General features: G+C 70.9%; 22 protein-coding genes. 12 read left to right on the top strand and 10 right to left on the bottom strand.

The features are described from left to right. The 5 genes from I8N67_RS25280 to I8N67_RS25260 form a co-directional block, all read left to right on the top strand. Nucleotides 1-1543 (top strand): HEAT repeat domain-containing protein (locus I8N67_RS25280; RefSeq protein WP_200305833.1); only part of this gene is annotated, 1543 nt, incomplete at its 5' end. Next, complete coding sequence (locus I8N67_RS25275) at nucleotides 1522-2040, top strand: YciI family protein (protein ID WP_307835370.1); 519 nt, start codon at nucleotides 1522-1524, stop codon at nucleotides 2038-2040. The genes I8N67_RS25280 and I8N67_RS25275, both read left to right, overlap by 22 nt. Nucleotides 2041-2231: 191 nt before the next feature. Further along, nucleotides 2232-2933, top strand: coding sequence for a DUF485 domain-containing protein (locus tag I8N67_RS25270; RefSeq protein ID WP_234046252.1), 702 nt, complete (start codon nucleotides 2232-2234; stop codon nucleotides 2931-2933). Next, nucleotides 2930-4501: a solute symporter family protein gene (locus I8N67_RS25265; protein ID WP_200305831.1), complete on the top strand. Its 1572-nt coding sequence runs from the start codon at nucleotides 2930-2932 to the stop codon at nucleotides 4499-4501. The genes I8N67_RS25270 and I8N67_RS25265 overlap by 4 nt, the downstream gene beginning before the upstream one ends. 1 nt (nucleotide 4502) lies before the next feature. Further along, complete coding sequence (locus tag I8N67_RS25260; RefSeq protein WP_234046251.1) at nucleotides 4503-5303, top strand: HEAT repeat domain-containing protein; 801 nt, start codon at nucleotides 4503-4505, stop codon at nucleotides 5301-5303. Between the two features lie 5 nt (nucleotides 5304-5308). Here I8N67_RS25260 and I8N67_RS25255 read toward each other — a convergent pair whose 3' ends face one another. Genes I8N67_RS25255 through I8N67_RS25245 form a run of 3 tightly spaced genes read right to left on the bottom strand, consistent with a single transcriptional unit; the run spans nucleotide 5309 to nucleotide 6197 of the window. Continuing rightward, a complete protein-coding gene (locus I8N67_RS25255) occupies nucleotides 5309-5581 on the bottom strand; it encodes a hypothetical protein (RefSeq protein WP_200305829.1) in 273 nt (90 codons plus the stop codon). Further along, nucleotides 5578-5790 (bottom strand): hypothetical protein, encoded by a 213-nt coding sequence (locus I8N67_RS25250; protein WP_200305827.1) that lies wholly within the window; start codon nucleotides 5788-5790, stop codon nucleotides 5578-5580. The genes I8N67_RS25255 and I8N67_RS25250 overlap by 4 nt, the downstream gene beginning before the upstream one ends. Then, complete coding sequence (locus tag I8N67_RS25245) at nucleotides 5787-6197, bottom strand: ATP-binding protein (protein ID WP_200305825.1); 411 nt, start codon at nucleotides 6195-6197, stop codon at nucleotides 5787-5789. Before I8N67_RS25245 ends, I8N67_RS25250 begins: the two co-directional genes overlap by 4 nt. A 185-nt stretch (nucleotides 6198-6382) precedes the next feature. On the opposite strand from I8N67_RS25245, the gene I8N67_RS25240 reads away from it, so the two are divergent. From I8N67_RS25240 to I8N67_RS25230, 3 genes are all read left to right on the top strand, one after another. Then, nucleotides 6383-7252, top strand: coding sequence for a helix-turn-helix domain-containing protein (locus I8N67_RS25240; RefSeq protein ID WP_200305823.1), 870 nt, complete (start codon nucleotides 6383-6385; stop codon nucleotides 7250-7252). After that, nucleotides 7249-7443, top strand: a complete 195-nt coding sequence (locus I8N67_RS25235) for a DUF397 domain-containing protein (RefSeq protein WP_372443796.1) — start codon at nucleotides 7249-7251, stop codon at nucleotides 7441-7443. Before I8N67_RS25240 ends, I8N67_RS25235 begins: the two co-directional genes overlap by 4 nt. A 1495-nt stretch (nucleotides 7444-8938) precedes the next feature. Then, nucleotides 8939-9184 (top strand): hypothetical protein, encoded by a 246-nt coding sequence (locus I8N67_RS25230; protein WP_200305821.1) that lies wholly within the window; start codon nucleotides 8939-8941, stop codon nucleotides 9182-9184. Between the two features lie 474 nt (nucleotides 9185-9658). Here I8N67_RS25230 and I8N67_RS25225 read toward each other — a convergent pair whose 3' ends face one another. Then, a complete protein-coding gene (locus I8N67_RS25225; protein ID WP_200305819.1) occupies nucleotides 9659-10687 on the bottom strand; it encodes a diacylglycerol kinase family protein in 1029 nt (342 codons plus the stop codon). A gap of 198 nt (nucleotides 10688-10885) precedes the next feature. Between I8N67_RS25225 and I8N67_RS25220 the strand changes: the two genes are divergently transcribed. Continuing rightward, the gene (locus tag I8N67_RS25220; protein WP_200305817.1) at nucleotides 10886-12169 is read left to right on the top strand and encodes an adenylosuccinate synthase; all 1284 of its coding nucleotides are present in this window, start codon (nucleotides 10886-10888) and stop codon (nucleotides 12167-12169) included. Between the two features lie 42 nt (nucleotides 12170-12211). Here the strand turns inward: I8N67_RS25220 and I8N67_RS25215 are convergent, their stop codons facing one another. After that, nucleotides 12212-12448: a hypothetical protein gene (locus I8N67_RS25215; protein ID WP_200305815.1), complete on the bottom strand. Its 237-nt coding sequence runs from the start codon at nucleotides 12446-12448 to the stop codon at nucleotides 12212-12214. A 49-nt stretch (nucleotides 12449-12497) separates the two neighbouring features. After that, a complete protein-coding gene (locus I8N67_RS25210; protein ID WP_200305813.1) occupies nucleotides 12498-12770 on the bottom strand; it encodes a GntR family transcriptional regulator in 273 nt (90 codons plus the stop codon). Nucleotides 12771-13220: 450 nt separating this feature from the next. Between I8N67_RS25210 and I8N67_RS25205 the strand changes: the two genes are divergently transcribed. Further along, nucleotides 13221-13478, top strand: a complete 258-nt coding sequence (locus I8N67_RS25205) for a hypothetical protein (RefSeq protein ID WP_200305811.1) — start codon at nucleotides 13221-13223, stop codon at nucleotides 13476-13478. Nucleotides 13479-13626: 148 nt separating this feature from the next. After that, nucleotides 13627-13920, top strand: a complete 294-nt coding sequence (locus I8N67_RS25200) for a DUF3303 family protein (RefSeq protein ID WP_200305809.1) — start codon at nucleotides 13627-13629, stop codon at nucleotides 13918-13920. A gap of 12 nt (nucleotides 13921-13932) precedes the next feature. Here the strand turns inward: I8N67_RS25200 and I8N67_RS25195 are convergent, their stop codons facing one another. The 4 genes from I8N67_RS25195 to I8N67_RS25180 all read right to left on the bottom strand — a co-directional run bounded on the left by I8N67_RS25195 (nucleotide 13933) and on the right by I8N67_RS25180 (nucleotide 19484). Then, nucleotides 13933-14583 (bottom strand): putative DNA-mimic protein, encoded by a 651-nt coding sequence (locus I8N67_RS25195; protein WP_200305807.1) that lies wholly within the window; start codon nucleotides 14581-14583, stop codon nucleotides 13933-13935. Between the two features lie 98 nt (nucleotides 14584-14681). Beyond that, entirely contained in the window at nucleotides 14682-17138 is a 2457-nt protein-coding gene (locus I8N67_RS25190) for a dolichyl-phosphate beta-glucosyltransferase (RefSeq protein WP_200305805.1), read from the bottom strand. Further along, entirely contained in the window at nucleotides 17135-17830 is a 696-nt protein-coding gene (locus I8N67_RS25185) for a GntR family transcriptional regulator (RefSeq protein ID WP_200305803.1), read from the bottom strand. Before I8N67_RS25185 ends, I8N67_RS25190 begins: the two co-directional genes overlap by 4 nt. A gap of 298 nt (nucleotides 17831-18128) precedes the next feature. Further along, on the bottom strand, nucleotides 18129-19484 hold the full coding sequence (locus I8N67_RS25180) for an aspartate aminotransferase family protein (protein WP_200305801.1): 1356 nt from the start codon (nucleotides 19482-19484) through the stop codon (nucleotides 18129-18131). Nucleotides 19485-19760: 276 nt separating this feature from the next. Between I8N67_RS25180 and I8N67_RS25175 the strand changes: the two genes are divergently transcribed. After that, nucleotides 19761-21758, top strand: coding sequence for a serine/threonine-protein kinase (locus I8N67_RS25175; protein ID WP_200305799.1), 1998 nt, complete (start codon nucleotides 19761-19763; stop codon nucleotides 21756-21758). The last annotated feature ends 120 nt before the right edge of the window (nucleotides 21759-21878 follow it).

Below are 21878 nucleotides of genomic sequence, written 5' to 3'. Positions count from 1 at the left end.
GAACTCGGCCCGCCCGGCCGGTGGCTCGGACTCCGCGGCGGAGAACTCGGCCCGCCCGACCGGTGGCTCGGACCTCGCGGCGGAGAACTCGGCCCGCCCGGCCAATGGCTCAGCCCTCGTGTCTGGTGACTCGGGGCCGCCGGGCTCCGCGCTGCCGGCCGCCGCGCTGCTGGACAGCGCGCTGCGCGCGATCCGGCATCCCAGTGTCGAGTTGTGGCGGCACACCAGTTCGGTGGAGTGCGGTGTGCAGGGGGTCATGGAGTGGACGCGGAAGTTGTTCACCGGCCCGTCACCCGCCTTCGCGCTCGGCCTGCTCGCCGATCACCCCGACGACGAGCAACGCGTCGGCGCCCTGGGACAGGCGGCCGAGCTGCTGGCGCGGTGGCGCTCACCGGTTGCCGAACTGCTGCCTGTGATCGCCGCACGGCTGGACGACCCGGCCGCCGAGGTCCGCTTCCGGGCGGCCGAACTCCTCGCCTGCCTCGGACCGTCGGCCACCGCGCACGCGGACGAGGTCGCCGCGCTGCTCGGTGACACCGCCGCCCGGGCGACCCGCGTGGGCCAGACCGTGGGCGAGGCGGCGCTGTGGGCCCTGGCACGGATGAACGATCCGCGCTGCGTCCCGGCTCTCGCCGAGCTGCTGACCGAGCCGCCGACCGAGCGCCGCTCGGGCTTCGCATCGGCATCGGCCCACTACCCCGCCGACTTCCACCACGTCGTCCTGCCCTCCCTCCCCGAGGTACTCGACGGCCTGCCGCCCCACGCCGCGCTCCTGTCGGCCGTCCGCGTACGACTCACCGCTGCCGACGCCGTCGACACCGCCGATACCAATGACGTCCGCCTGCTCAACCAGCTCTGCCAGACGCTCGCCGGCTGGGGACCTGCCGCGCGGGCGGCCGTCCCGGAACTGCTCCGCCTGCTGCGCCGGGACGGCACCTGGACCGCGGCGGCCACCGCTCTGGCCGGCCTCGGGACGGTGGACGACGACCACGAGGCGCACGGGCTGCTGCTGTCCCGGTCGACAGCCGAAGGGCCGGACGCCCGACTCGCCGCCTGGGCGTACTGGAGAACCGGCGGCGACCCCGGGCCCGCCCTGTCCGCGCTGGGCCCCGCCATCACGGACCGTCACCCCGTCCAGGCCCTGCGCAGGCTGGCCGACCTCGGTCCCCACGCCGCCGAGCACGCGGACCGCCTCCGGACCCTGACCACGGCCACCGACCCCTGGGTCAGGGCGGAAGCGGCACACGCGCTGTGGGCCGCGACCCCCGACGACCCCGGCACCGAGACTGCCGTCTCCACCCTCCTCGACGTGCTCCGGGACCTGCCCGAAGGCCGATACCTGCCGGTCCACCTCGCCGCGGTGCGTTACTTGACCCGCATCGGCCCCGCCGCCCGGCCCGCCGCCTCCCGACTCCTGCGCGAAGTCCCGTCCTCCGACCGGCGACTTGCCGCCGGCGGTGGCTGGCGCGGCTTCCATGACGACGAGGCCATCCGTACGGCGATCGACGAACTGCTCGCCACATCCGACGCTGCTCACAACTGAAAGCCCGCGCACTGGTCCTACACGGACGGGTACGCGAAGGAGCTGATCGCCCGCGGCCCGACTCCGCCGCCGACGGTGACACCCCCTCCGGCAGCATGCACATCGTCGACCTGCCGGACCCCGCCGCCGCCCGCGCGTTCGCCTTCGACGAGCCCAACCAGCAGGCCGGCGTGTACCGGGACGTGCTGCTGCGCCGGTGGCGCAACCTGCTGGGCCGCACGATGTGGGACTTCCCCGGCGGCCGGCCGGACGGCAACCGCTACCTCGTGCTCGGCCTCGGCTCCGGCCCGGCCGCCGGCCTCGCCGTACCGCCCGACCGGCGGGACGAGCTGATCGCGTACGGCCCGCTCCTGTCCGAACGACGGAGACACCTGGCTCGGTACGGCCGCCCTCGTCCGGGCCCCGGACCCGGCCATGGCCCGCGCCGTCCTGACCCAGGACCGGTACGGTACGCCGACATCGAGGTCCACGACGGGGAGTCCGGCGGGCGCCGGTGACGCTCGTACCCCTTTGACCTGCTCTTTTTCCGCACGGCAAGTCCGTGTGCCACCAGGCGGCACGCGCGCTATGAGCCACGGGTCACATGCGGTGTGATGTCCGGCGCGACGCGACCATGCGTAACGGCAGTCTTACGCGGAGTTCGGCTGCGGCTGCCGTACCGCGCAACCGACCACACGAAGAGCCGGTCATGTATCCCCAGAAGAAACACCCCCAGCAACCTCAGCAACTCCAACACCCCCAGCACCCCCAGCACTCCCAGTACCCCCAATTACCCCAGCAACCCCCTCAGCCCCAAGACGACGACCCCCTGCAAGACCCCCTCGCGGCCACGCTCCTCTACCTGAGCCCTCTCGACCACGGACACCTGTACTCCGAGGTCGAGTTGAGCCGGGCGATCAAGGAATGTCACCTGTCGTACGGAAACCCGGCCGACCTCGGCGCCTGGTACAGGCAGTCGCTGAGCGCCGGCGCCGGGGGGACCGCGAAAGCCGCGGCCATCGTCCACGAACGGCGTGCATGGGCCCTGCGTATCGCCGCCGACCTGGCCGACCGCCATCCCTACGACAGCTCCCTGCCCTGGCTCTCGGGTGTCACGCTGTCCGAGGCCCTTCGGACGGCGGGTGTCCAGCACACGGTTCGGGGCGTGCGCCGCCACGCGTTCCTCGTCGCCACCCCCGTCATCGCCTTGTACGTGCTGATCAGCTGCCTGGCGGAGGCGGCCGAGGGCGTCATGGCCAGGTCGGTGGCCGGCCCGTTGAACGTGGGTCTCCTGCTCGGCGTGGTCCAGCTCGTCGCCGTCGCAGCCTGGGTCCAGTGGTACGGCCGGTACTGCAGAACCTCGGTCGACCCCCTCGTCGCCCCCGGCGAGAGACTGGAGCACCGACCATGACAAGGGACTACGTCACAGCCGATCTGCCGGTCTTCTTCGTCTTCCTCGTCTGCGCCCTGTTCCTCGTGATGTGGGCCGGCCCCCAGCGGGGCACGGTGAGCGAGTTCTACGTCAGCGACGGCATCCTCAAGCCCGCCCACAACGGCGTCGCCCTCTTCGGGGATGTCATGTCTGCGGCAGCCTTACTGGGCAGCCCCGGTCTGATCGCGCTCACCGGGTACGACGGCACGCTCTCCGTTCTGGGGCCCGCCGTCTCGTGGATCGTCATCCTCCTGCTGGTGGCGGAGCGGTACCACAGCACGACCGAGTTCACGATCGGTGACCGCCTCGCGCGTCGTCTGAAGTCCCGCCCGGTGCATCTGGCGGCGGGCGTCGCGACGCTCCTCGTCTGCCTGCTCTACCTGATCGCGCAGCTCGTCGGAGCGAGCGCGCTCACGGTGAGCATCCTCGGCACGGCCGGGGAGGGCATGGAACAGGCCGTCTCCATCGGCCTCGGGGCGCTCATGATCACCTACATCGTGCTGGGCGGCATGCGAGCGGCCACGCTGGTCCAGACCGTCAAGGCGGTCATGCTGGTGGGCGGCGGTGCCGGCCTGGCGGTGCTGGTACTGGCCAGGTACGACTTCGACCCCGGCGCCCTGCTGAGCGCGGCTGCCCGGGGGAGCGGCCACGGCGAGGACTTCCTGAGCCCGGGGATCCGTTTCGGTGACGCCGGACCGATGGGGCTGGACTCCCTGAGCGAGCAACTCGCCCTGCTGATCGGTGCCGCCGGTCTGCCGCACCTGCTGATGCGGATCGGCACGGTGTCCACGCCGAGCGGCGCGCGCCGATCGATCCAGTACGCGGCCCAGTTGACGTGTGTGTTCTATCTGGCCGCCATCGTGCTCGGCTTCGGGGCGGCGGCACTCGTCGGCACGGACGCGATCGCCGCGAACAACCCCTCAGGGAACACGGCCGTACTCCTGCTCGCGGCGAACCTCGGCGGTTCGCTCCTGCTCACCCTGGTCGCCTGCCTGGCCTTCGCCACCGTCCTGGCCGTCGTGGCGGGCGTCACGCTCGCCGCCGCGACCTCGCTGGCGCACGACATCTACGGCGCGTTCATCACCCGTGGCACGGTGTCCGGGGAGCGGGAGCTGTTCGTCGCGCGCGTGGCGGCCGTGGTCGTGGGCACGACCGCCACGATGCTCGCCGTGTTCGCGCGCAGTCTCAACGTCTCCTTCCTCGTCGGACTGGCGTTCGCCCTGGCCGGCTCGGCGATCGTCCCCGCCCTCCTCTACAGCATGTTCTGGAAGGGCTTCACCACCCGGGGCGCGACCTGGAGCATCTACGGCGGCCTGGTGACCTCCGTGGTACTGGTGTGCTTGTCACCCCAAGTCTCCGGAAGTCCGACCGCCCTCCTGCCCCACCTGGATTTCGCGGTGTTCCCGCTGCGCAACCCGGGTCTCGTCTCGATCCCGGCCGGATTCCTCCTGGGCTGGCTCGGCTCCGCGCTCTCCGGCCCGGCCGCGCGAACCGAACCCGTACCGATTCCGCGGACCGCGCCCGAGGGGGCCGCGCGCCACCGATGAGGTGACGAGGCGACGCCCCGCCACACCGGCAGCTGACAGCGCCCGGCGCCCGCATGCGGGCGCCGTCAGCGTCCGGAGCGACGGCGCCGACAGGGCGTCCCTCGTCCGGGCGGTACGGTCCGCGACGGCGGGCGCCGCTCCTATCTCCACCTGGTCGGCGGAGTGCGGTGTGCAGGGTGTCATGGGGTGGACGGGGGAGCTGTTCACCGGCCCGTCCCCCGCCTTCGTGCTCGGCCTGCTCGCCGATCACCCCGACGACGAGCAACGCGTCGGCGCCCTGGGACAGGCGGCCGAGCTGCTGGCGCGGTGGCGCTCACCGGTTGCCGAACTGCTGCCTGTGATCGCCGCACGGCTGGACGACCCGGCTGCCGAGGTCCGCTTCCGGGCGGCCGAACTCCTCGCCTGCCTCGGACCGTCGGCCACCGCGCACGCGGACGAGGTCGCCGCGCTGCTCGGTGACACCGCCGCCCGGGCGACCCGCGTGGGCCAGACCGTGGGCGAGGCGGCGCTGTGGGCCCTGGCACGGATGAACGATCCGCGCTGCGTCCCGGCTCTCGCCGAGCTGCTGACCGAGCCGCCGACCGAGCGCCGCTGGGGCTTCGCATCGGCATCGGCCCACTACCCCGCCGACTTCCACCACGTCGTCCTGCCCTCCCTCCCCGAGGTACTCGACGGCCTGCCGCCCCACGCCGCGCTCCTGTCGGCCGTCCGCGCACGACTCGGTAGGTCACACCTGAGGGCCCCGTCGCCCGCGCGATCTCCTGTCCCTGAGCCCGGGCCGGCGCGTCAACCGGCGCCCTGACGCGCTCAGTCAGAGCCGTCCTGCCCCTGCCCCTGCCCCTGCCCCTGCCTCTCCCGCTCCCGCTCCCGCTCCCTCTCCCTCTGCTTCATCCGTGCCGCCCCGGCGACCTTCCGCGCCGCGCGGTGTTTCTTGGTCAGCCGCATCCCCTGGAGGCAGGAGACGCCCTTCCTGCGGCACGCGTCCACGCACACCACGGCGTGGTCGAGCAGCTCGCTGAACGTGGCCATCACCGGGTTGACCGCCAACTCGTCGTCCGGGCACGCCGGTTCCTCGCTCACGCCGCACACTCCTCACACGTATACGCCGTGACGTACGCCCGCACGATGTCTCCTTCGTCCATGTCGAGGCCGTCCGGCGGTACGGCCCTCGCGGGCGCCCGCTCCCAGCAGGGTTCGCGGGGGAGCAGCGGCAACCACCGCCCGTACGTGGCCCGGTGTCGCGCCGACGCCGCCGCCCAGCGCCGCCAGCGGGCCCGGTGCGGGCTCACCGCGACGACCGTTCCGGGACGTTCACGAAGTACGCCCACACGCACTTCGTGAACGGCCGCTGCTCATGCCCCCACCGCTCGGCCAGCCCGGCGACCAGGGTCAGCCCCCGCCCGCCCTCGTCCTCCGCGCGCGGCGCGGGCACCTTCCCCTTGTCCGGGTCCGACACCTCAAGCAGCAGTCCACAGCCTCGGATCGACAGCACGACCTCGATCTCCGAGAGGGTCACACGGCAGTGCACTACGGCGTTGGTGACCAGCTCCGTCGCGACCGTCGTGACGTCATGGGCGAGTTCACCGTCCAGGGCCCAGTCCTTGAGAATCCGCCGCACCTGCGCGCGGGCTTCGGGGACGTGTCTTCTCCGCTTGGGGATACGGAAGGAATCGCTACGTGAGCTGAGTTCGGGCATGGCGAACAGACCCCCTGACGTGCAGTCAAGTTCACGCCCTGTAGTGGTGCGTGCACTTTGAGGCTAGGGTCCAAGTCACCCTTCTCGCAAGCTGGACGGACTCATATATGTCGACTTCCCTCTTTGGGGTGCCGTACGCCCTAGAGTGGAGCGCTGAGATCAGCTCCCGCAGGAGAGGGGAAGCAATGCCCACAGGGGGACGGCCGACCGTGCGCAGCAGGCGACTCGGCGCTGCGCTCAAGCGGTACCGACGGGCCGCCGAGATCGACCAGGCACACGCGGCAAATGTGCTCGGAGTGGATCAGGCTCGGGTCAGCCGTATAGAGAGCGGGCATGTGACCGCGCGCATCCTTGAGATTCGCGTGCTGCTGAACGCATACGGCGTGCATGAACCCGAAGTCCTCGGCAAACTGGAGAACTTGGCGAAGCGCTCCAACCACCGCGGGTGGTGGCTCGAACATGCGGCACATCTGCGGCCGGACTACCTCGACCACATTTCGCTGGAGGACGACGCGACTCACATCCGTGCGTGGGCGCAGGCGCTGGTGCCGGGCCTGCTGCAAACGCCGGCCTACGCGGAGTCCGTTATCGCCTCCAGTCCGAGCTACGTCGCCCCGGAACGCGTCGGGCAAATGGTCAAGGTCCGCGAGGCGCGGCAGGTGAAGATCGAGGAGGGCGGGGCGGCGTACACGGCCATCATCTGGGAGCCCGTGATCATTCACCCCTTGGTGCGCCCTGAGATCCACCGCGAACAGCTTGAACAGATCCTTGAGGTGGGGAAGCGGAGGGGCGTGACCGTTCAGGTCCTCCCCTTGAGCGCGGGCACGCTGGCCGGGGAAATCTCCGCGTTCTCGTCCTTCAGCTTCGACGCTGAGCCGATCGTGGAAGCGGTGACACTGGAGAACCTGAGGGGCACCTCGATCCTTGAGGCGCCTGAGGATCTCGCCGCTTACACGCTCGCCTTTGACCAACTACGATCGGCAGCGTTGAGCCCGGATGCGAGCGCGCAGCTCATTCGGCGCGTACTACAGAGAAGCAAGGACGATGCGTCGTGATCCCTGAGTTCATAGGTCCCTTCATCAAGTCCTCGTACTCCGGGGGACAGGGCGACTGCGTCGAGGTCGCGGCCACGACCACCGGCGGCCGCGCCATCCGAGACAGCAAGAACCCCCACGGCCCCCTCCTCCACATCGGCGAAGCCAGCTGGCACGCCTTCCTGAGCCGCGCCCTCCCCCTCTGCCAATAGCGCGCACAAGCAGCCAGCAGCCCCGGTGGACACATCTCCACCGGGGCTGTTGTCGTCAGTCCCGGAGCGCGTCGGGTCTGGATCAATTCGTGGTCATGTCACTAATCCGTCACCGCACTGCCCTGAAACGGAGTCGGTTGTCATCCGTTCGGCACTCAGTCCCGTCTCGGTGACCGAACAAGGCCCGACGAACACCAGACGGCATCAACCAGCGACAAACCAGGGCTAAGGCGGCACGCACTCCGTGATCAGGCGCTGGCCATGGGAAAGGGGCCGTCGGCGAAGTCCCGGCGGCCCCTTGCACAAGCGGGGCCTCGCACTCAGTGTATGTCGCTACTCTTGAAGGTGAACCAGTAATTATCAGTCGAACTGGTGTCGATCGGGACGGTGACCTTCCCCTTTGTAGAGCCGCACGCGGAATCGCCAAAAACAGTCAGAGTTCCATTAGCGTGGCCTGACAGCGGGGTTTGCGCCCACGTTCCCGACTGTGCCGGCGTGCACCATCCATCGCTCCAGATGGTGCTGCCGGTGCCGACGCTCCCTACTCGGCAGGGGCATTCACCATGAAATGCCCGCTGCTGTTCCCGGCCGCCGCGCTGCCCGCGCCGGTCATCACCAGAGTGGAGGCCGCCAGCGCAACCGCGGTTGCGGCGATGGCCGCCTACCTTGGCTAAATGCTCATTTTCATCCTTAGGTTGATGTGTGCCCTCGTATGTCCGTGATACGGAGATGTGAGGGCGACCGATCAGGCTACCGACTGAAGCCACTCGTCGGTAAAGTCAAATGCCCCGGCGTTGCGCACCGTCACACTTGCTTCCGGAGGAGGCACTTGGGACACCGCAACACTATCGGCAGTTCCCCTGTCGGAGTTTGACGTGCGAGTAGTAAAGCGTACGTCAGCTACCGCGTCATCATCCGTATCGAGCAACTCCCCTTTAAACGTGATGAATTGACACGGATTCAAAGAGGAGCAAGGGGTGGGAGCAAGGGGCGGGAGTGAGCTGGACCATACAGGTTTTAACGGGTTTTCAGGCCCGTAGTTTAAAAAGCCACACTTTTCCACACTTGCCTCACTCGCCGAACGCCCCCTCTCGGCGGCACCCCATCCCATCCTCCAGCCTCCGCCGCGACTGCCGGACGTGCCAGTGCAGCTGTCGGGACTTGGCCTCTGGGCATCCGAGATCGCGACTCCCAGGCTGGGGAATGCTGCGAGAACGAGCTGGGAATTCGCCGAGAGTTCGCTGTGGCTTGGCGTCGGGGGTTGGCCCTGTTCGCCCCCGTCATTCACTTCCATAAAACTCGGGCAACCTCCACATTGTGAAGGGTCCCGATATCAACTTCACAGAGGTTGGTTTGCGGCAGGTGAGTCCTGATGGCAATGTGGGAGCCACAGACAGAGACTGTCCAAAGTTCGGGACTTGTCGTCGATCTGTCGAGTTGTCTATTTGGCGGACCGTTGACCTCGTATACGGTGCGCCACAGAAAGGAACAGTTCGTGCGTAAGCGAATTGCGATGGTCGCCGCGAGTGCTGTGGCCGCCTTTGGCATCGGGTTGGCCGTGGCCTCCCCGGCCAGTGCCGTCGTCCTCGGCTCCTACCAGACCGAGGCGGACTGTGAGGCGGCGCTGGCGGCCCGCGGGGGCGTGAGTTCCTCCGGCTTGCCCCTCACCTGCGGCTACTTCGCCGGCTCCAGCAGCGACCGGGGGGCCGGATGGGAGCTGTCCGACAACAGCGGTGGCTGACGGCGGCACCACGACTCCCGAAAGCGGGTACCTGGTCCCTCCTGCCCATGTGAAATCACCTATCGGCAGGTAGGGCCGAAACCGAGGGGGGCATGGTCGGCGACCGTGCCCCCCTCGAAGTCGTCGCAGCACCTGCCGGCCACCGCCTTCGGGGACCGGAGAAGACGTCAGGGTGTGTCCGGGCACGCCGACTTCGAGTGCGGCGCGGTGGACGAGGGTCAGGTCGACGATCCGCGTGCGGCGCTCCAGCCGGGAGCCGTTGGCGGGCGAGCAGCCGATCCGGTCTCCGAGCGCGGCCGGCGTCCACGAGCAGTGCTGGCGTCCGAGGCGGATGAGCGCGCCGGGGCGCCGCTGCGCGGCCGACTCCAGCACTGCTGCCGTGTTCCAGAGCGGGTCAACGGGCACACGTCCCTCCCACACCGCGCAGACTGGGCCTCCACGGTACGGGTGCCAGGGGCGCCCCGCCCTCCGTCCTCACTTCGGCAGCGTCAGCCCCCAGGCCCCTTCCCGTACCGTCCACGTCCGCGTCCGTACCGGGCCCGCGACCAGGGAGTCCGCCCGGTAGCGGAAGTCCGCGCCGGAGACGGTGACGCGCCGGCCGACCGCGTGCAGCGCGGTCGCCTCGGCGCCCACCGACACCGGCCGGATCTCGACGTCGGCGCCGCCGTGCGGGCAGGGGGTGATGGACACGGCCTCCACGGGCTGGTCGAGGTCGACGAGCATCACCCCGTCCACCTCCACCCGCAGCCGCGAGGGCCCGGCCCCGCCGCCGTTCACGACCCGTATACGCGACGGGCGTGGCAGCCGTCCGGTCCGGGCCGGACGGCTGCCCGGCCGCGTCGACAGCGTACGGACGAGGGACTGCGGCCAGGCGCGCAACCAGAAGTGGTGACCGGCGGAGGAGCCATCGCGCGAGGCACCCCCCGCGCCCGACCCCGAATCCGGGCCCACGTCCACGTCCCGGACCAGGCCGGAGTCCATCCCCACCTCCATGTCCGCGTCCATGTCCGCGTCCATGCCCATGCCCATGCCCACGCCCATGTTCGTCTCCGTCTCCGGCGGAGCGGCGCCCGGCAGGGCCGGGATGCGCAGCGTGCCCAGCACCACCCCGTCGCTGTCGTCGACGAGCAGATCGAGCCGTCGCTCGACGCCGTCGAGGGCGGCCCGGGCGGCGGCCACCGTGCCGGTCGGCACACCGAGCGACCGGGCGAGCCCCAGCGCCGAGCCCACCGGCACCAGCGAGAGGGCGCACGCGGCCAGCTCCCGCTGCCGATGCAGAAGAGCCACGGTCCGCAGCAGCGTGCGGTCGTCGCCGACCACCACGGGCCGCCGCGAACCACGTCGTGAGAGCGCTCGCGCGAATTCCTCCTGCCCTTCGGGAAGGCACACCTTCGTACTCGCCGCACCCGCGCTGAGCACGTCTTTCGCGATCCGTACCGCCTCCCCGTCCGTGCGACGGGCGAGGGGGTCGATGACCACGAGGAGCTGGTCGGGAGTCACCACCTCGGTCCTGCCTCGCTTCCTCGGGTAGCATCTTTGTGCAAGAGCCCCTTGCGCTATTGCGCCAGGGGCTTGGTCTATTCCGGGGCATCCGGGTCCGACAGTGTGCGACCAACGACGGTCGCGGTGCACGCGGCGGTAATGAGCCACCGCGTACGCCCCCGACCTTGGACATGCCCCGCCCGGAAGGGGTGTACGCGCGTGCCCGCACTTGTGCTGCTCGGTGCTCAGTGGGGTGACGAAGGTAAGGGAAAGGCGACGGACCTGCTTGGCGGATCCGTCGACTATGTGGTGCGCTACCAGGGCGGTAACAACGCCGGCCACACGGTAGTCGTGGGCGACCAGAAGTACGCCCTCCACCTGCTCCCTTCCGGGATCCTCACTCCGGAGTGCACTCCGGTCATCGGAAACGGTGTCGTCGTCGACCCGTCGGTCCTGCTCTCCGAGCTGAGCGGTCTGAACGAGCGCGGCGTCGACACGTCAAAGCTCCTGCTCAGCGGCAATGCCCACATCATCACGCCGTACCACGTGACGGTGGACAAGGTGACCGAGCGCTTCCTCGGGAAGCGGAAGATCGGTACGACGGGGCGGGGCATCGGCCCCACCTACGCGGACAAGATCAACCGCGTGGGCATCCGCGTCCAGGACCTCTACGACGAGTCGATCCTGACGCAGAAGGTCGAGGCGGCCCTCGACGCCAAGAACCAGATCCTCACCAAGCTCTTCAACCGCCGCGCCATCTCCGCCGACCAGGTGGTCGAGGAGCTGCTCGGTTACGCGGAGCAGCTGAGGCCGTACGTCGCCGACACGGTCCTGGTGCTGAACCAGGCCCTGGAGGACGACAAGGTGGTCCTCTTCGAGGGCGGCCAGGGCACCCTGCTGGACATCGACCACGGCACGTACCCCTTCGTGACGTCGTCGAACCCGACCGCGGGCGGCGCCTGCACGGGCGCCGGTGTGGGCCCGACGAAGATCAGCCGCGTCATCGGCATCCTCAAGGCGTACACGACCCGCGTCGGCGCCGGGCCGTTCCCCACCGAGCTCTTCGACGAGGACGGCGCGGCCCTGCGCCGTATCGGCGGTGAGCGGGGCGTGACCACGGGCCGCGACCGCCGCTGCGGCTGGTTCGACGCGGTCATCGCCCGCTACGCGACCCGCGTGAACGGCCTGACGGACTTCTTCCTCACCAAGCTCGACGTCCTGACGGGCTGGGAGGAGATCCCGGTCTGCGTGGCCTACGAGATCGACGGCAAGCGCGTCGAGGAACTCCCGTACTCGCAGAGCGACTTCCACCACGCGAAGCCCATCTACGAGACCCTCCCCGGCTGGTCCGAGGACATCACCAAGGCGAAGACCTTCGCCGACCTCCCGAAGAACGCCCAGGACTACGTCAAGGCGCTGGAGGAGATGTCCGGCGCCCCGATCTCCGCGATCGGCGTGGGCCCGGGGCGTGACGAGACGATCGAGATCAACTCGTTCATCTAGGGGTTCATTCAGGGCACGGCGCTCGGCGGCGCCCGGCAGTACTCACTGCTGGGCGCCGCCGAGCCGGCGTTCCAGACTCCGGCGCGCCGCCCCCGCGCGGGGGTCGTCGAAGCCGGCCGGCAGCCTCAGGGCCTCGGCCCAGCATCTGCGTGCCGCCGACGGGTCCTCGTCGAGAAGAGCCGAGCCCAGGCCGTCGAGGGCCGGCGCCTCGTGCCAGGTGTCGCCGAGTTCGTGATGGGTGGTGGCGGCCTGGCGCAGGCCGAGGGGGCGTCGGGCCACACCGGGGCTCGTTCCGGACGCGATCGCTCGGGGGCGGCTCGGATCTGTCCTAGGCGGGGGGTTCGGGGGAGGGCGGCAAGGGGTCTGATACGAACCATCCCCGCTGGGGAACGGTGTAGACCCAGCCTTCCTCGGCGAGCAGGCCAAGCCCTCGCCGCACTGTCGTCCGCGCGATCCCATACCGCTGTACGAGTTGGGCCTCGCTCGGCAGCATCCGCCCGGGCTGCCAGTCGCCGCGCTGGATCTGCGCACGCAGGATCTCGGCCAGCTGCCGATACGGGGTCAGTGGTGCGCCATGGTCGATCGCGGCGTCAGGGTTCATGGAGTCGACGCTAGGCAAGGGAAGTGATGCAGGCTCTTTGGGATACGTATCGCTACGAGTCAATACAAGGCGATACTATGCGGGCAGTGAAACGCCCCGGCTGGAAGGGTGAGAGCTTCCAGCCGGGGCCTCAGCCGACTGAAACGGAGTCGACCTATGCGGAGACTACTGGCCGCGATCCTGGGCCTCTTCCTGCCCGCCCGCGGAGCGCGCCGCCTCAGCGCGCCGCCTCAGCGCGCCGCCGCCACCCCTCACCTCACCTCCGCCCGCTCTCGCCCCCCGACCCGCGCCCCCGAAGCCGTACCCGGCGGACGGCATCACCCTCGACGCGCTGCCCCTCGTCCGGCCGTACGTCGTCGTGTGGGAGCGGGAGCGGGATCGATGTGATCGCCGGCGGGCGGTGGTGCTCGCGGCGCGGGGGCAGGACCGGTTTCCGTGGGAGGTGGCCGTATGAGTGGGTCGCGGCTGCGGAGCCTCGGTGTTGATCCGGTCAGTGGCAAGGAGGCGTTTGTCGTCGGGCGCCCGGGCGGTTTGCTGGAGGGGCTGGCCGATGCGCAGGCGCTCAAGGCCGCCGCCGTCCTGGTGACGGTCGTAGGGGCCGTACTGGAGGCGGGAAAGGCGTCGGAGGCCGAACTCGCCGCCTTCGTGCCGTCGTTGCACGCCGCGCTTGATGAGTGCGTCGGCATCATGGCGGCGGACGGGGAGTGATCGCGCCGGAGGGGGCTCGTTGTGGGCCCCCTCCGGGGCGGGGGTGGGGCGGCTGTCGAGCCGACAACACACGTATGCCGGGCATACCCTGAGAAGGTGCGCGTTCGCGTGCATATCGGACCATGCCAGTCAAGGGAAGGTGAGTGCGATGCGCGTCCTGTTCAGGGCAAACCTCGACACGGAGAGGTCGAACGAGGCCATCCGGAACGGCACCTTGGGGAAGTTGATGCAGTCCGCCATGGAGCAGGTCAAGCCGGAGGCGGCCTACTTCACGACCGACCACGGTCAGCGCACCTGTTTCATGGTCTTCGACATGCAGGACAGCTCCCAGATGCCGGCGATCGCCGAGCCGTTCTTCCTCGACCTGGGCGCCGATGTCTCGTACACCCCGGTCATGAACCCCGAGGATCTGCAGAAGGGCCTCTCGGCGCTGGGCCGCTGAGGCCTCAGGGCCTCAGCTGAACACGATCATCGAGCCCTGAGCCAGGCTGCGGGTCGCCGCAGCGTGCAGGCCCAGCCAGACGTGCCGTTCGCGGGCGAAGGGGCTGGGATCGTAGGGCGCGGCGACGGCCGGCTCCTCCAACTCCGTGGGTGCGAGCGGTGCTTCGGGGGGCGCCGGCGGGTTCGCCGGGTCGATGCCGATCGACGGGGCGACGAACTCCAGCTCCCGCAGCAGGCCCTGCGAGGAGCCCAACGGGCCGCCGCCGGCGAGCAGTTCGTCGTCGGACAGGGGCTGCGGGAAGTCGACGGGGACGTAGGCGCCCGCGTGGTCGTAGTGCCAGACCAGGTGGGACCGCTGGGCCGTGTCCTCGAACATCTCGAGGAGCTGCTCGTAGTCGCCGCCCAGCGCGTCCACCGGGGTCGCCGCCAGGCCGCACACCTGGAGCAGATAGGCCCGGCGCAGGAAGTGCAGCGCGTCGTAGTCGAAACCAGCGACCGGGGCGACCTCCCCGCTCAGCCCGGGCATGTACTGGTACACCGGCACCGGTGGCAGCCCGGCCTCGGCCAGCAGCTTGTCGTAGAGCGCGAGTTCCTCGGCGAAGGGGTTGTCGGGCGTGTGGCACAGCACGTCGACGAGCGGGACCAACCAGAGGTCACAGGCCAAAAGAGAACTCCTACGTCATCCGGCACGCACACGCACGGTGAAGAGTCGTTCGCGTACGGCACACAGTGGTCAGGGAAGCGTAGTCGCTGAACGCGTCTTCAGTCCCCTGCGTGCAGGTCCCATACCCACACACCGCCCACCCACGTACCGGGTCGCCCGACGAGCTTGTCCACCGCCTCGCGCAACTCCTCGTCGTAGGACTGCGGGAGCAGGACCAGCGCGCCCGCGTGCCAGTACGCGAAGTCCTTTTGGGCCCGCGCCCGCCAGTTCTCGCCGATCACCGGGACCCGGCCGGTGTAGCGGACGTCACGCAGCAGGTTGGAGGTGTGGCGGGGGGCGGCGCCGTAGATGCCGGCGCGGTCCTCGCCGAAGGGGCCGTTGAAGTAGCCGCCGGGCATCCGGAAGCCGAAGCCGGCCGCCGCCTGCCAGTGCAGCGCCACCGCGTTGCCCGGGTCCGGCAGCGGCACGGGCACCAGGGTCTGGCCGGCCCCGGTGTCGACATACGACTTCCAGGTGCCGTCCGCGACGAACGCCGGGACCTCGGCGCGGTCCTCGGACTTCAGCGGGGCCGGGACGATCGGCAGCAGGGCGAGGGTGACGGCCATGAAGCCGACGTACCGCGTGCCGAGGCCGGGCGCCGCCGCCAGCCGTTCGCAGGCGAGCGCCAGCAGCATGCCGAGGACGGGGGCGCAGATCATCGCCACCCGGCCCTCGACGACCGACTCGAACAGCGGCTTCTCGGCGAGCAGCGCCCAGGGGCCGGGCAGCACGAGATCCGTCTGCGGAAGGCGGAACTCCGGGCCGAGGGAGAGCAGAGCCGCGCCGACCGCCGTGACGGCGAGCGCCTTCACCAGGGGGCGCTCCCACAGCCGTACGACGATGCCGAGGGCCAGCAGGACCAGCGGCCAGCCGTAGAAGGCGTTCTGCTCGGTGGGGTTGAGGGAGAGCGCCTCCGCGCGGTCGTGGTCGCCCGCGAGGAGCGAGCGCTCGGCGAAGGAGAGGAGGGCGAGCGGGCTGTTGCCGGCGTTGTCGCCGTGCCCGATCCTCGTGTAGCTCTGCGGGCCGAAGAACTGCCAGGACAGCGGGAGCGCGACGAGGGGCAGCACGACGAGGACCGCGACGCCGAGCCCCTTCAGCAGCGGACGCAAGGCGTCGCGGGCCACGTCCCGGCGCAGGGCCCCGTACGCGACGGCGAACAGCAGCATGCCAAGGGCGGCGAGGAGGAGGGCTTCCTCACCGAGGAAGATCTGATACGCCGTCATCAGGCCGAGGACGGTGCCGTCCCGTACCGTCCGGGCGCCCGTGCACAGCCGCAGCGCCCGGTCGATGATCAGCGGCAGCACGAACAGGACGACGAAGTTCGGGTGCGCGTTGGCGTGGCTGACCATCGGCGGCGCGAACGCGGCGAGGGCCGCGCCGGTGAAGGCCGCACCCCGGTGCCGTACGGCCCTTCTGACGATCAGCCAGTACCAGGCGGCGGCCGTGGCGGCCAGGCCCAGGGTCATCGCCAGGGCGAGGGAGACCGCCGGCCCTAACGCGAGCGTGACGGGCGCGAAGGGGACGGACAGGCCCAGCATGACCGTGTTGGCCATCAGGTTCACGCCGTCGGGGAAGCCCTGGAAGGTGCTGAAGAGAGGGTTGCGGAGGTGGACGAGGTTGTCGGCCGTGATCCCGAAGAACCACTCCCACTGGTTCTGGTCCTGGAGGGAGTCCGGGAGGTAGCGGCCGTTCGGATCGAGCCAGCGGCCGGCGTAGAGGGCCACCGACATCAGGAGGAAGACGGTGACGGCGAGGACATCGGCGGGGCGGACGGACCGGGCCCGCAGGGCGGCGAGTTCACCGAGGACCCGGGCGTAGTCCCACGGGCGGATCTTCGAGCCCGGCTGGTGCGACCAGCGGACCGGCACCTCGGCGACGGGCCAGCCGCCGCGCCGGAAGTACCGCAGTACCTCCACGTCGATCCCGAACCCGTTGAGGCGGGAGGCGGCGAAGGCCTCGCGGGCGCGGTCGCCGTCGAACAGCTTGAAACCGCACTGGGTGTCCCGGATACCGGGCACCGCGACCCCGCGTATCAGGAAGTTCCCGGCCCGCCCGAGCGCCTCGCGCACCCGGTGCTGGTGGCGGTCGATGGTCGCGCCGGGCGCCTCGCGCGAGCCGATCGCGGCGGCCTGCCCGTCGGAGAGCGCCTTGTCGAGCCGCTCCAACTCGTCGATGGGCGCGGCGAGATCGGCGTCGGTGAGCAGGATGCGGCGGCCGTGCGCGGCGAGGACACCGAGGCGCAGGGCGTTGCCCTTGCCCCGGTTGCGGTCCCCGCCGGCGATGAGCTGGACCCGCGCGTCCCGGGCGGTGACGGCGGCCACGACGTCGGCCGTGCCGTCCGTCGAACCGTCGTCGACGACGATGATCTCCCAGGTGGCGGCCGCCTCGGTCGCCGCGAGATGGGTGACGATCGCGTCGAGCGTCGGGGCGAGCCGGCGCTCCTCGTTGTAGGCGGGTACGACGACGGAGAGGTCGACGCTCACTTGCCCGCCGACCGCCCTGCGGGGCTTGCTCATCCGTCCGCCAGGCGTTCCACCAGGGTCAGGGAGTGCTCGTCGTAGCCGGCGATGATCTCCTGCGCGGTGTACGCGTCACGGCGGGTGAGGGCGTCGACGAGATCCGTGTGGTCGGCCCACAGCCGTCCCCTCAGATCGTCCGCCAGGCGCAGGTGCCGCACCGCGCACACCCAGGACTGCACGCGCAGCCGGTGCAGGAAGTCGGTGAGGTACGGGTTGCCGAACAGGGCGCTCAGCTCGCGCCAGAACCGCAGGTCGTAGCCGATCAGGATGTTCAGGTCCCCGGAGGTCGCGGCCCGCCGCGCCTCGTCGCCGCGCCGCCGGACCCCGGCGAGCGCGGCGGCCAGGCGGGTGTCCACCTTGCGGTCGCCCAGCCGCCGGAACATGCCGTCGGTGACCAGGATGCGGGCCTCGACCATGTTCCGGTAGTCGCCCGCCGAGTACTCGTGGACCTCGAACCCCCGGTGCTGCACCGCGTCCAGCAGCCCCTGCGCCGACAGATCCACCAGCGCCTCGCGCACGGGGGTCGCCGACACCCCGTACTGCTCGGCGATCTCCTTGACCGTGAACTCCTGCCCCGGCTTCAATCTGCCGGCCAGCACCTCGTCACGGAGCGCGTCCGCGAGCTGCTGCCGCAGGGTGCTACGAGTAACGGCGCCATTGCCGCCGCCGCCGGTGCCGGTGCCGGGCATCGTGGTCTGGGTCCCCCATCCGCGTACGCGTACGCATTCCCGTGCGTGCTCTCTGAGTTCTCTTACGAGCACGTCACCTTACGCGTTCGGGTTCCCGCGAGGGTGTTTCGGTACGCAGGGTGTGGAGGGTGGGGATGTCCGTGTATGTCCCGGGTGGGGCTGTGACTTGTTCATGGGTGAGCGGTGGGGGCCGGTGGGCGGCCGGTGGGCGGCCGGTGGGTGACGGTGGGTGGCCGGTGGGCGGCCGGGGCAGCCCCACCGGCCAGCGGCACGGCCAGGTCACGGCTGGGTCATGGCGTCACGCCGTGTACTCGTCCGTCACCGCCAGCGCCGCGTCCAGGGCGGCGAGGCCCTCCTTGGCCTCGGCCTCCGTGATGTTGCACGGGGGGACGACGTGGGTGCGGTTCATGTTGATGAAGGGCCACAGGCCCTGGGCCCTGGCGGCGGCGCCGAAGGCGAGCATGGGGGCGCCCGCCTCGCCGGTGGCGTTGTAGGGGACGAGGGGCTCACGGGTCTCGCGGTTCCTGACCAGCTCCAGGGCCCAGAACATGCCGACACCGCGCACCTCGCCCACCGAGGGGTGGCGCTCGGCCAGTTCGCGCAGCCCCGGCCCGATGAGCGAGGCGCCGAGGGCGGCCGCGTTGGTGACGACGCCCTCGTCCGCCATGACGCCGATCGTCGCGACGGCGGCGGCGCAGGCCAGCGGGTGACCGGAGTAGGTGAGGCCGCCGGGGTACGGGCGCCTGGCGAAGGTCTCGGCGACGGCGGCGGAGATGGCCACGCCGCCGAGGGGGACGTAACCGGAGTTCACGCCCTTCGCGAAGGTCATCAGGTCCGGTACGACGTCGAAGAGGTCGGCGGCGAACCACTCACCGGTCCGCCCGAACCCGGCCATGACCTCGTCCAGCACGAACACGATCCCGTACTTGTCGCAGATCTCCCGGACCCCGGCCAGATAGCCCGGCGGCGGGACCATGATCCCGGCCGTGCCCGGGACGGTCTCCAGGATGATCGCGGCGATGGTCGCCGGGCCCTCGAAGGCGATCGTCGTCTCCAGGTGCTCCAGCGCCCGCGCGCACTCCTGCTCCTCCGTCTCCGCGTAGAAACGGGACCGGTAGAGGAACGGCGCCCAGAAGCGCACGACCCCGGCCGTGCCCGCGTCGGAGGCCCAGCGGCGCGGGTCGCCGGTGAGGTTCACGGCCTGCTGGGTGCCGCCGTGGTACGAGCGGTAGGCGGAGAGCACCTTGGGGCGGCCGGTGTGCAGCCGGGCCATGCGTATGGCGTGCTCGACCGCGTCCGCGCCGCCGTTGGTGAAGAAGATCTTGTCCAGGTCCCCCGGCGTCCGCTCGGCGATCAGCCGCGCCGCCTCCGACCGCGCCTCGATCGCGAACGCCGGCGCGAACGTCGTCATCGTCGCCGCCTGCTCCTGGATCGCCGCGACGACCTTCGGGTGCTGGTAGCCGATGTTCGTGTAGACGAGGCCACTCGTGAAGTCGAGGTACCGGTTCCCGTCGTGGTCCCAGAAGTACGAGCCCTCCGCACCGGCGATGGCGAGCGGGTCGATGAGCTCCTGCGCCGACCAGGAGTGAAACACGTGCGCACGGTCCGCGGCCTTTATGGCGCTGCCGAGCCGGGGGTTCGCCTGAGGGGTCATGGGGTGAGGGTAGGGGGGTGGTGGGGGGAGGGGACATCGGCGAGGTGTCGGGGGGCGGGGGGTGGGGGGCGACAGTGTGTCGGGGCGGGGAGAGCCTGTTACGGAACCGTAGACACCGCTCACCCCGCCTCCCCGTAAGGCCGCACTACGATCGGGTCCGTTGCGCACGTAGACGACGTACACGACGTACACGACGTACACGACGTACCCGTACGTACGCGTACACACATGCGCGGGGACGGCACGGGGCTACGGGGAAATCGGGGGACGGTGGCCATGGAGAAGCTCGGGCCTGGGGATCCACAGCGGATCGGCGCGTACCGGCTGCTCGCACGGCTGGGCGCCGGCGGGATGGGTAACGTCTACCTGGCCCGGTCCGACCGCGGCCGCACCGTCGCCGTCAAGCTCGTCCGGCAGGAGCTGGCCGAGCAGGAGGAGTTCCGGGCCCGCTTCCGGCAGGAGGTGCAGGCCGCGCGGCAGGTCGGCGGGTACTGGACCGCGCCGGTGCTGGACGCCGACACCGAGGCCGGCATCCCCTGGGTCGCCACCGGATATGTCGCCGGGCCCAGCCTGCAGACCGTGGTGGGGCGCGACCACGGAGCGCTCCCCGAGCGGTCCGTACGCATCCTCGCCGCCGGGCTCGCCCACGCGCTCCGGGACATCCACGCCGCCGAGCTCATCCACCGGGACCTCAAGCCGTCCAACGTGCTGGTGACGATCGACGGGCCGCGCGTCATCGACTTCGGCATCGCGCGGGCGTTGGAGACGGTCACGGACGGCGGGCTCACCAGGACCGGCGCGCTCGTCGGTTCGCCCGGTTTCATGGCCCCCGAGCAGGTGCGCGGCGACCGGATCACGCCAGCCTGCGACGTCTTCTGCCTCGGCTCCGTCCTCTCCTACGCCGCCACCGGCAACCTGCCCTTCGGCGCCGCCAACTCCGGCGTCCACGCCCTGATGTTCCGCATCGCCCAGGAGGAACCCGACCTGGAGGGCCTTCCCGAGGGCCTCCACGACGTCGTCCGCGACTGCCTGAGGAAGGACCCGGCCGCCCGCCCGACCCTCGCGCAGATCCTGGAACGCACGGGCGCCGAGGACACGGTCTTCGCCGGGCGCTCCCGCGACCCCTGGCTGCCGAGCGCCCTCGTGGCCCAACTGGGGCGGCACGCGGTGCAGTTGCTGGAGGTGGAGGACCCGGAGGAGGCGGGGGAGACGCGGGCTGGATCGGGGGCTGATTCGGGAGAGGGTGCGCCCGGTCTCGCCGAGCGGCCGCCCGCCGCCGCTCCCACCGCCGCGGGGAGCGGTGCCGTACCGCCGCCTCCGCCCGGAGCCCCGGGCGCGGCCCCGCTGGACCGGATGCCGACGCAGATCGTGGGGGCGGCGGGTGCGGTGGGGGCAGGGGGCGCTGCGGGCGTGCAGCCGCCTCCGCCGGCCGCGCCGCCGGGGCCGCCGCCCGCCGGATACGGCTTCCCGCAGCAGTACCCCCAGAATCCTCAGCACCCCCAGCCTCAGCACCCTCAGCAGCCTCCACAGCCCATCGCCCCCGGTTACGGCTACCCGCAGGGCCCGTACGGCGGCTCGTACGGCTCGTACGGGCAGGCGCCGCCGCCGTACGGGCAGGCGCCGTACGGTGCTCAGGCCCCCGGAGTCGCCCCCGTCGGCGCCCCCGGAGCCGTCCCGCCCGAGCCCCCGCGCAGAGGCAACCGCTCCTCGGTCCTCCTCGTCATCGTCGCCCTGGTCGTCGCGCTGGGCGCGGGCGGCGGGGTGTACGCGCTGATGAAGAAGGGGGGCGACGGCGGCAAGGAGGACGACGCCAAGGGCGGGCAGGCGACCGGCGCGCCGGAGACGCCTGGGCCCACCTCGGCCGAGCCGTCGGTCCCGGAGACCTCGCCGGACGAGACCACCGAGTCGCCGGACGCGGGCACGATCCCGGAGGAGTTCCTCGGCACCTGGAACGCCGGCATCGCCAACGACGACGGCGAGAACACCCGCCAACTCCTCATCCAGCAGGGCGAGGTGGGCGACACCGTGCTCTCGCTCACCGCCGACGGCCCGGCCGGCGCGGGCACGTACCACTGCGTGTTCGAGGCGGAGCTGACCGCGGAACCGGCCGACGGCGGCCCCCTCGACATCGGTCCCTCCACCGTCACCGTCGGCGAACCGGCCACCTCCTGCTCCGCGGGCGGCGCCACCACGGTCACCCTCCTCCCCGACGGCCGCCTCCGCCGCGTCAACACCGACTCGGGGGAGTCGCTGACGTACACGAAGGCGGACTGAGCAGGGGTTGAGCCGGGGCCCGGCAGACGGCGGAAACGCCGATGGGCGGCGCACGCCGACGTGGTGTCGGAGTACGCCGCCCCGGAGTGGGACGAGCTGCGGGCCGCGGCCTTCGGGCCG

The organism is Streptomyces adelaidensis (assembly GCF_016598475.1).
Classification (GTDB): Bacteria; Actinomycetota; Actinomycetes; order Streptomycetales; family Streptomycetaceae; genus Streptomyces; species Streptomyces adelaidensis.
This window is presented reverse-complemented; position numbering and strand designations above follow the sequence as displayed.

Excerpts from the sequence above, each read along its gene's own strand:
- I8N67_RS25270 (WP_234046252.1), top strand. The coding sequence starts at position 2,232 with ATGTATCCCCAGAAGAAACACCCCCAGCAACCTCAGCAACTCCAACAC.
- I8N67_RS25265 (WP_200305831.1), top strand. The coding sequence starts at position 2,930 with ATGACAAGGGACTACGTCACAGCCGATCTGCCGGTCTTCTTCGTCTTC.
- I8N67_RS25245 (WP_200305825.1), bottom strand. The coding sequence starts at position 6,197 with ATGCCCGAACTCAGCTCACGTAGCGATTCCTTCCGTATCCCCAAGCGG.
- I8N67_RS25240 (WP_200305823.1), top strand. The coding sequence starts at position 6,383 with ATGCCCACAGGGGGACGGCCGACCGTGCGCAGCAGGCGACTCGGCGCT.
- I8N67_RS25210 (WP_200305813.1), bottom strand. The coding sequence starts at position 12,770 with ATGAACCCTGACGCCGCGATCGACCATGGCGCACCACTGACCCCGTAT.
- I8N67_RS25205 (WP_200305811.1), top strand. The coding sequence starts at position 13,221 with ATGAGTGGGTCGCGGCTGCGGAGCCTCGGTGTTGATCCGGTCAGTGGC.
- I8N67_RS25200 (WP_200305809.1), top strand. The coding sequence starts at position 13,627 with ATGCGCGTCCTGTTCAGGGCAAACCTCGACACGGAGAGGTCGAACGAG.
- I8N67_RS25190 (WP_200305805.1), bottom strand. The coding sequence starts at position 17,138 with ATGAGCAAGCCCCGCAGGGCGGTCGGCGGGCAAGTGAGCGTCGACCTC.
- I8N67_RS25185 (WP_200305803.1), bottom strand. The coding sequence starts at position 17,830 with ATGCCCGGCACCGGCACCGGCGGCGGCGGCAATGGCGCCGTTACTCGT.
- I8N67_RS25180 (WP_200305801.1), bottom strand. The coding sequence starts at position 19,484 with ATGACCCCTCAGGCGAACCCCCGGCTCGGCAGCGCCATAAAGGCCGCG.
- I8N67_RS25175 (WP_200305799.1), top strand. The coding sequence starts at position 19,761 with ATGGAGAAGCTCGGGCCTGGGGATCCACAGCGGATCGGCGCGTACCGG.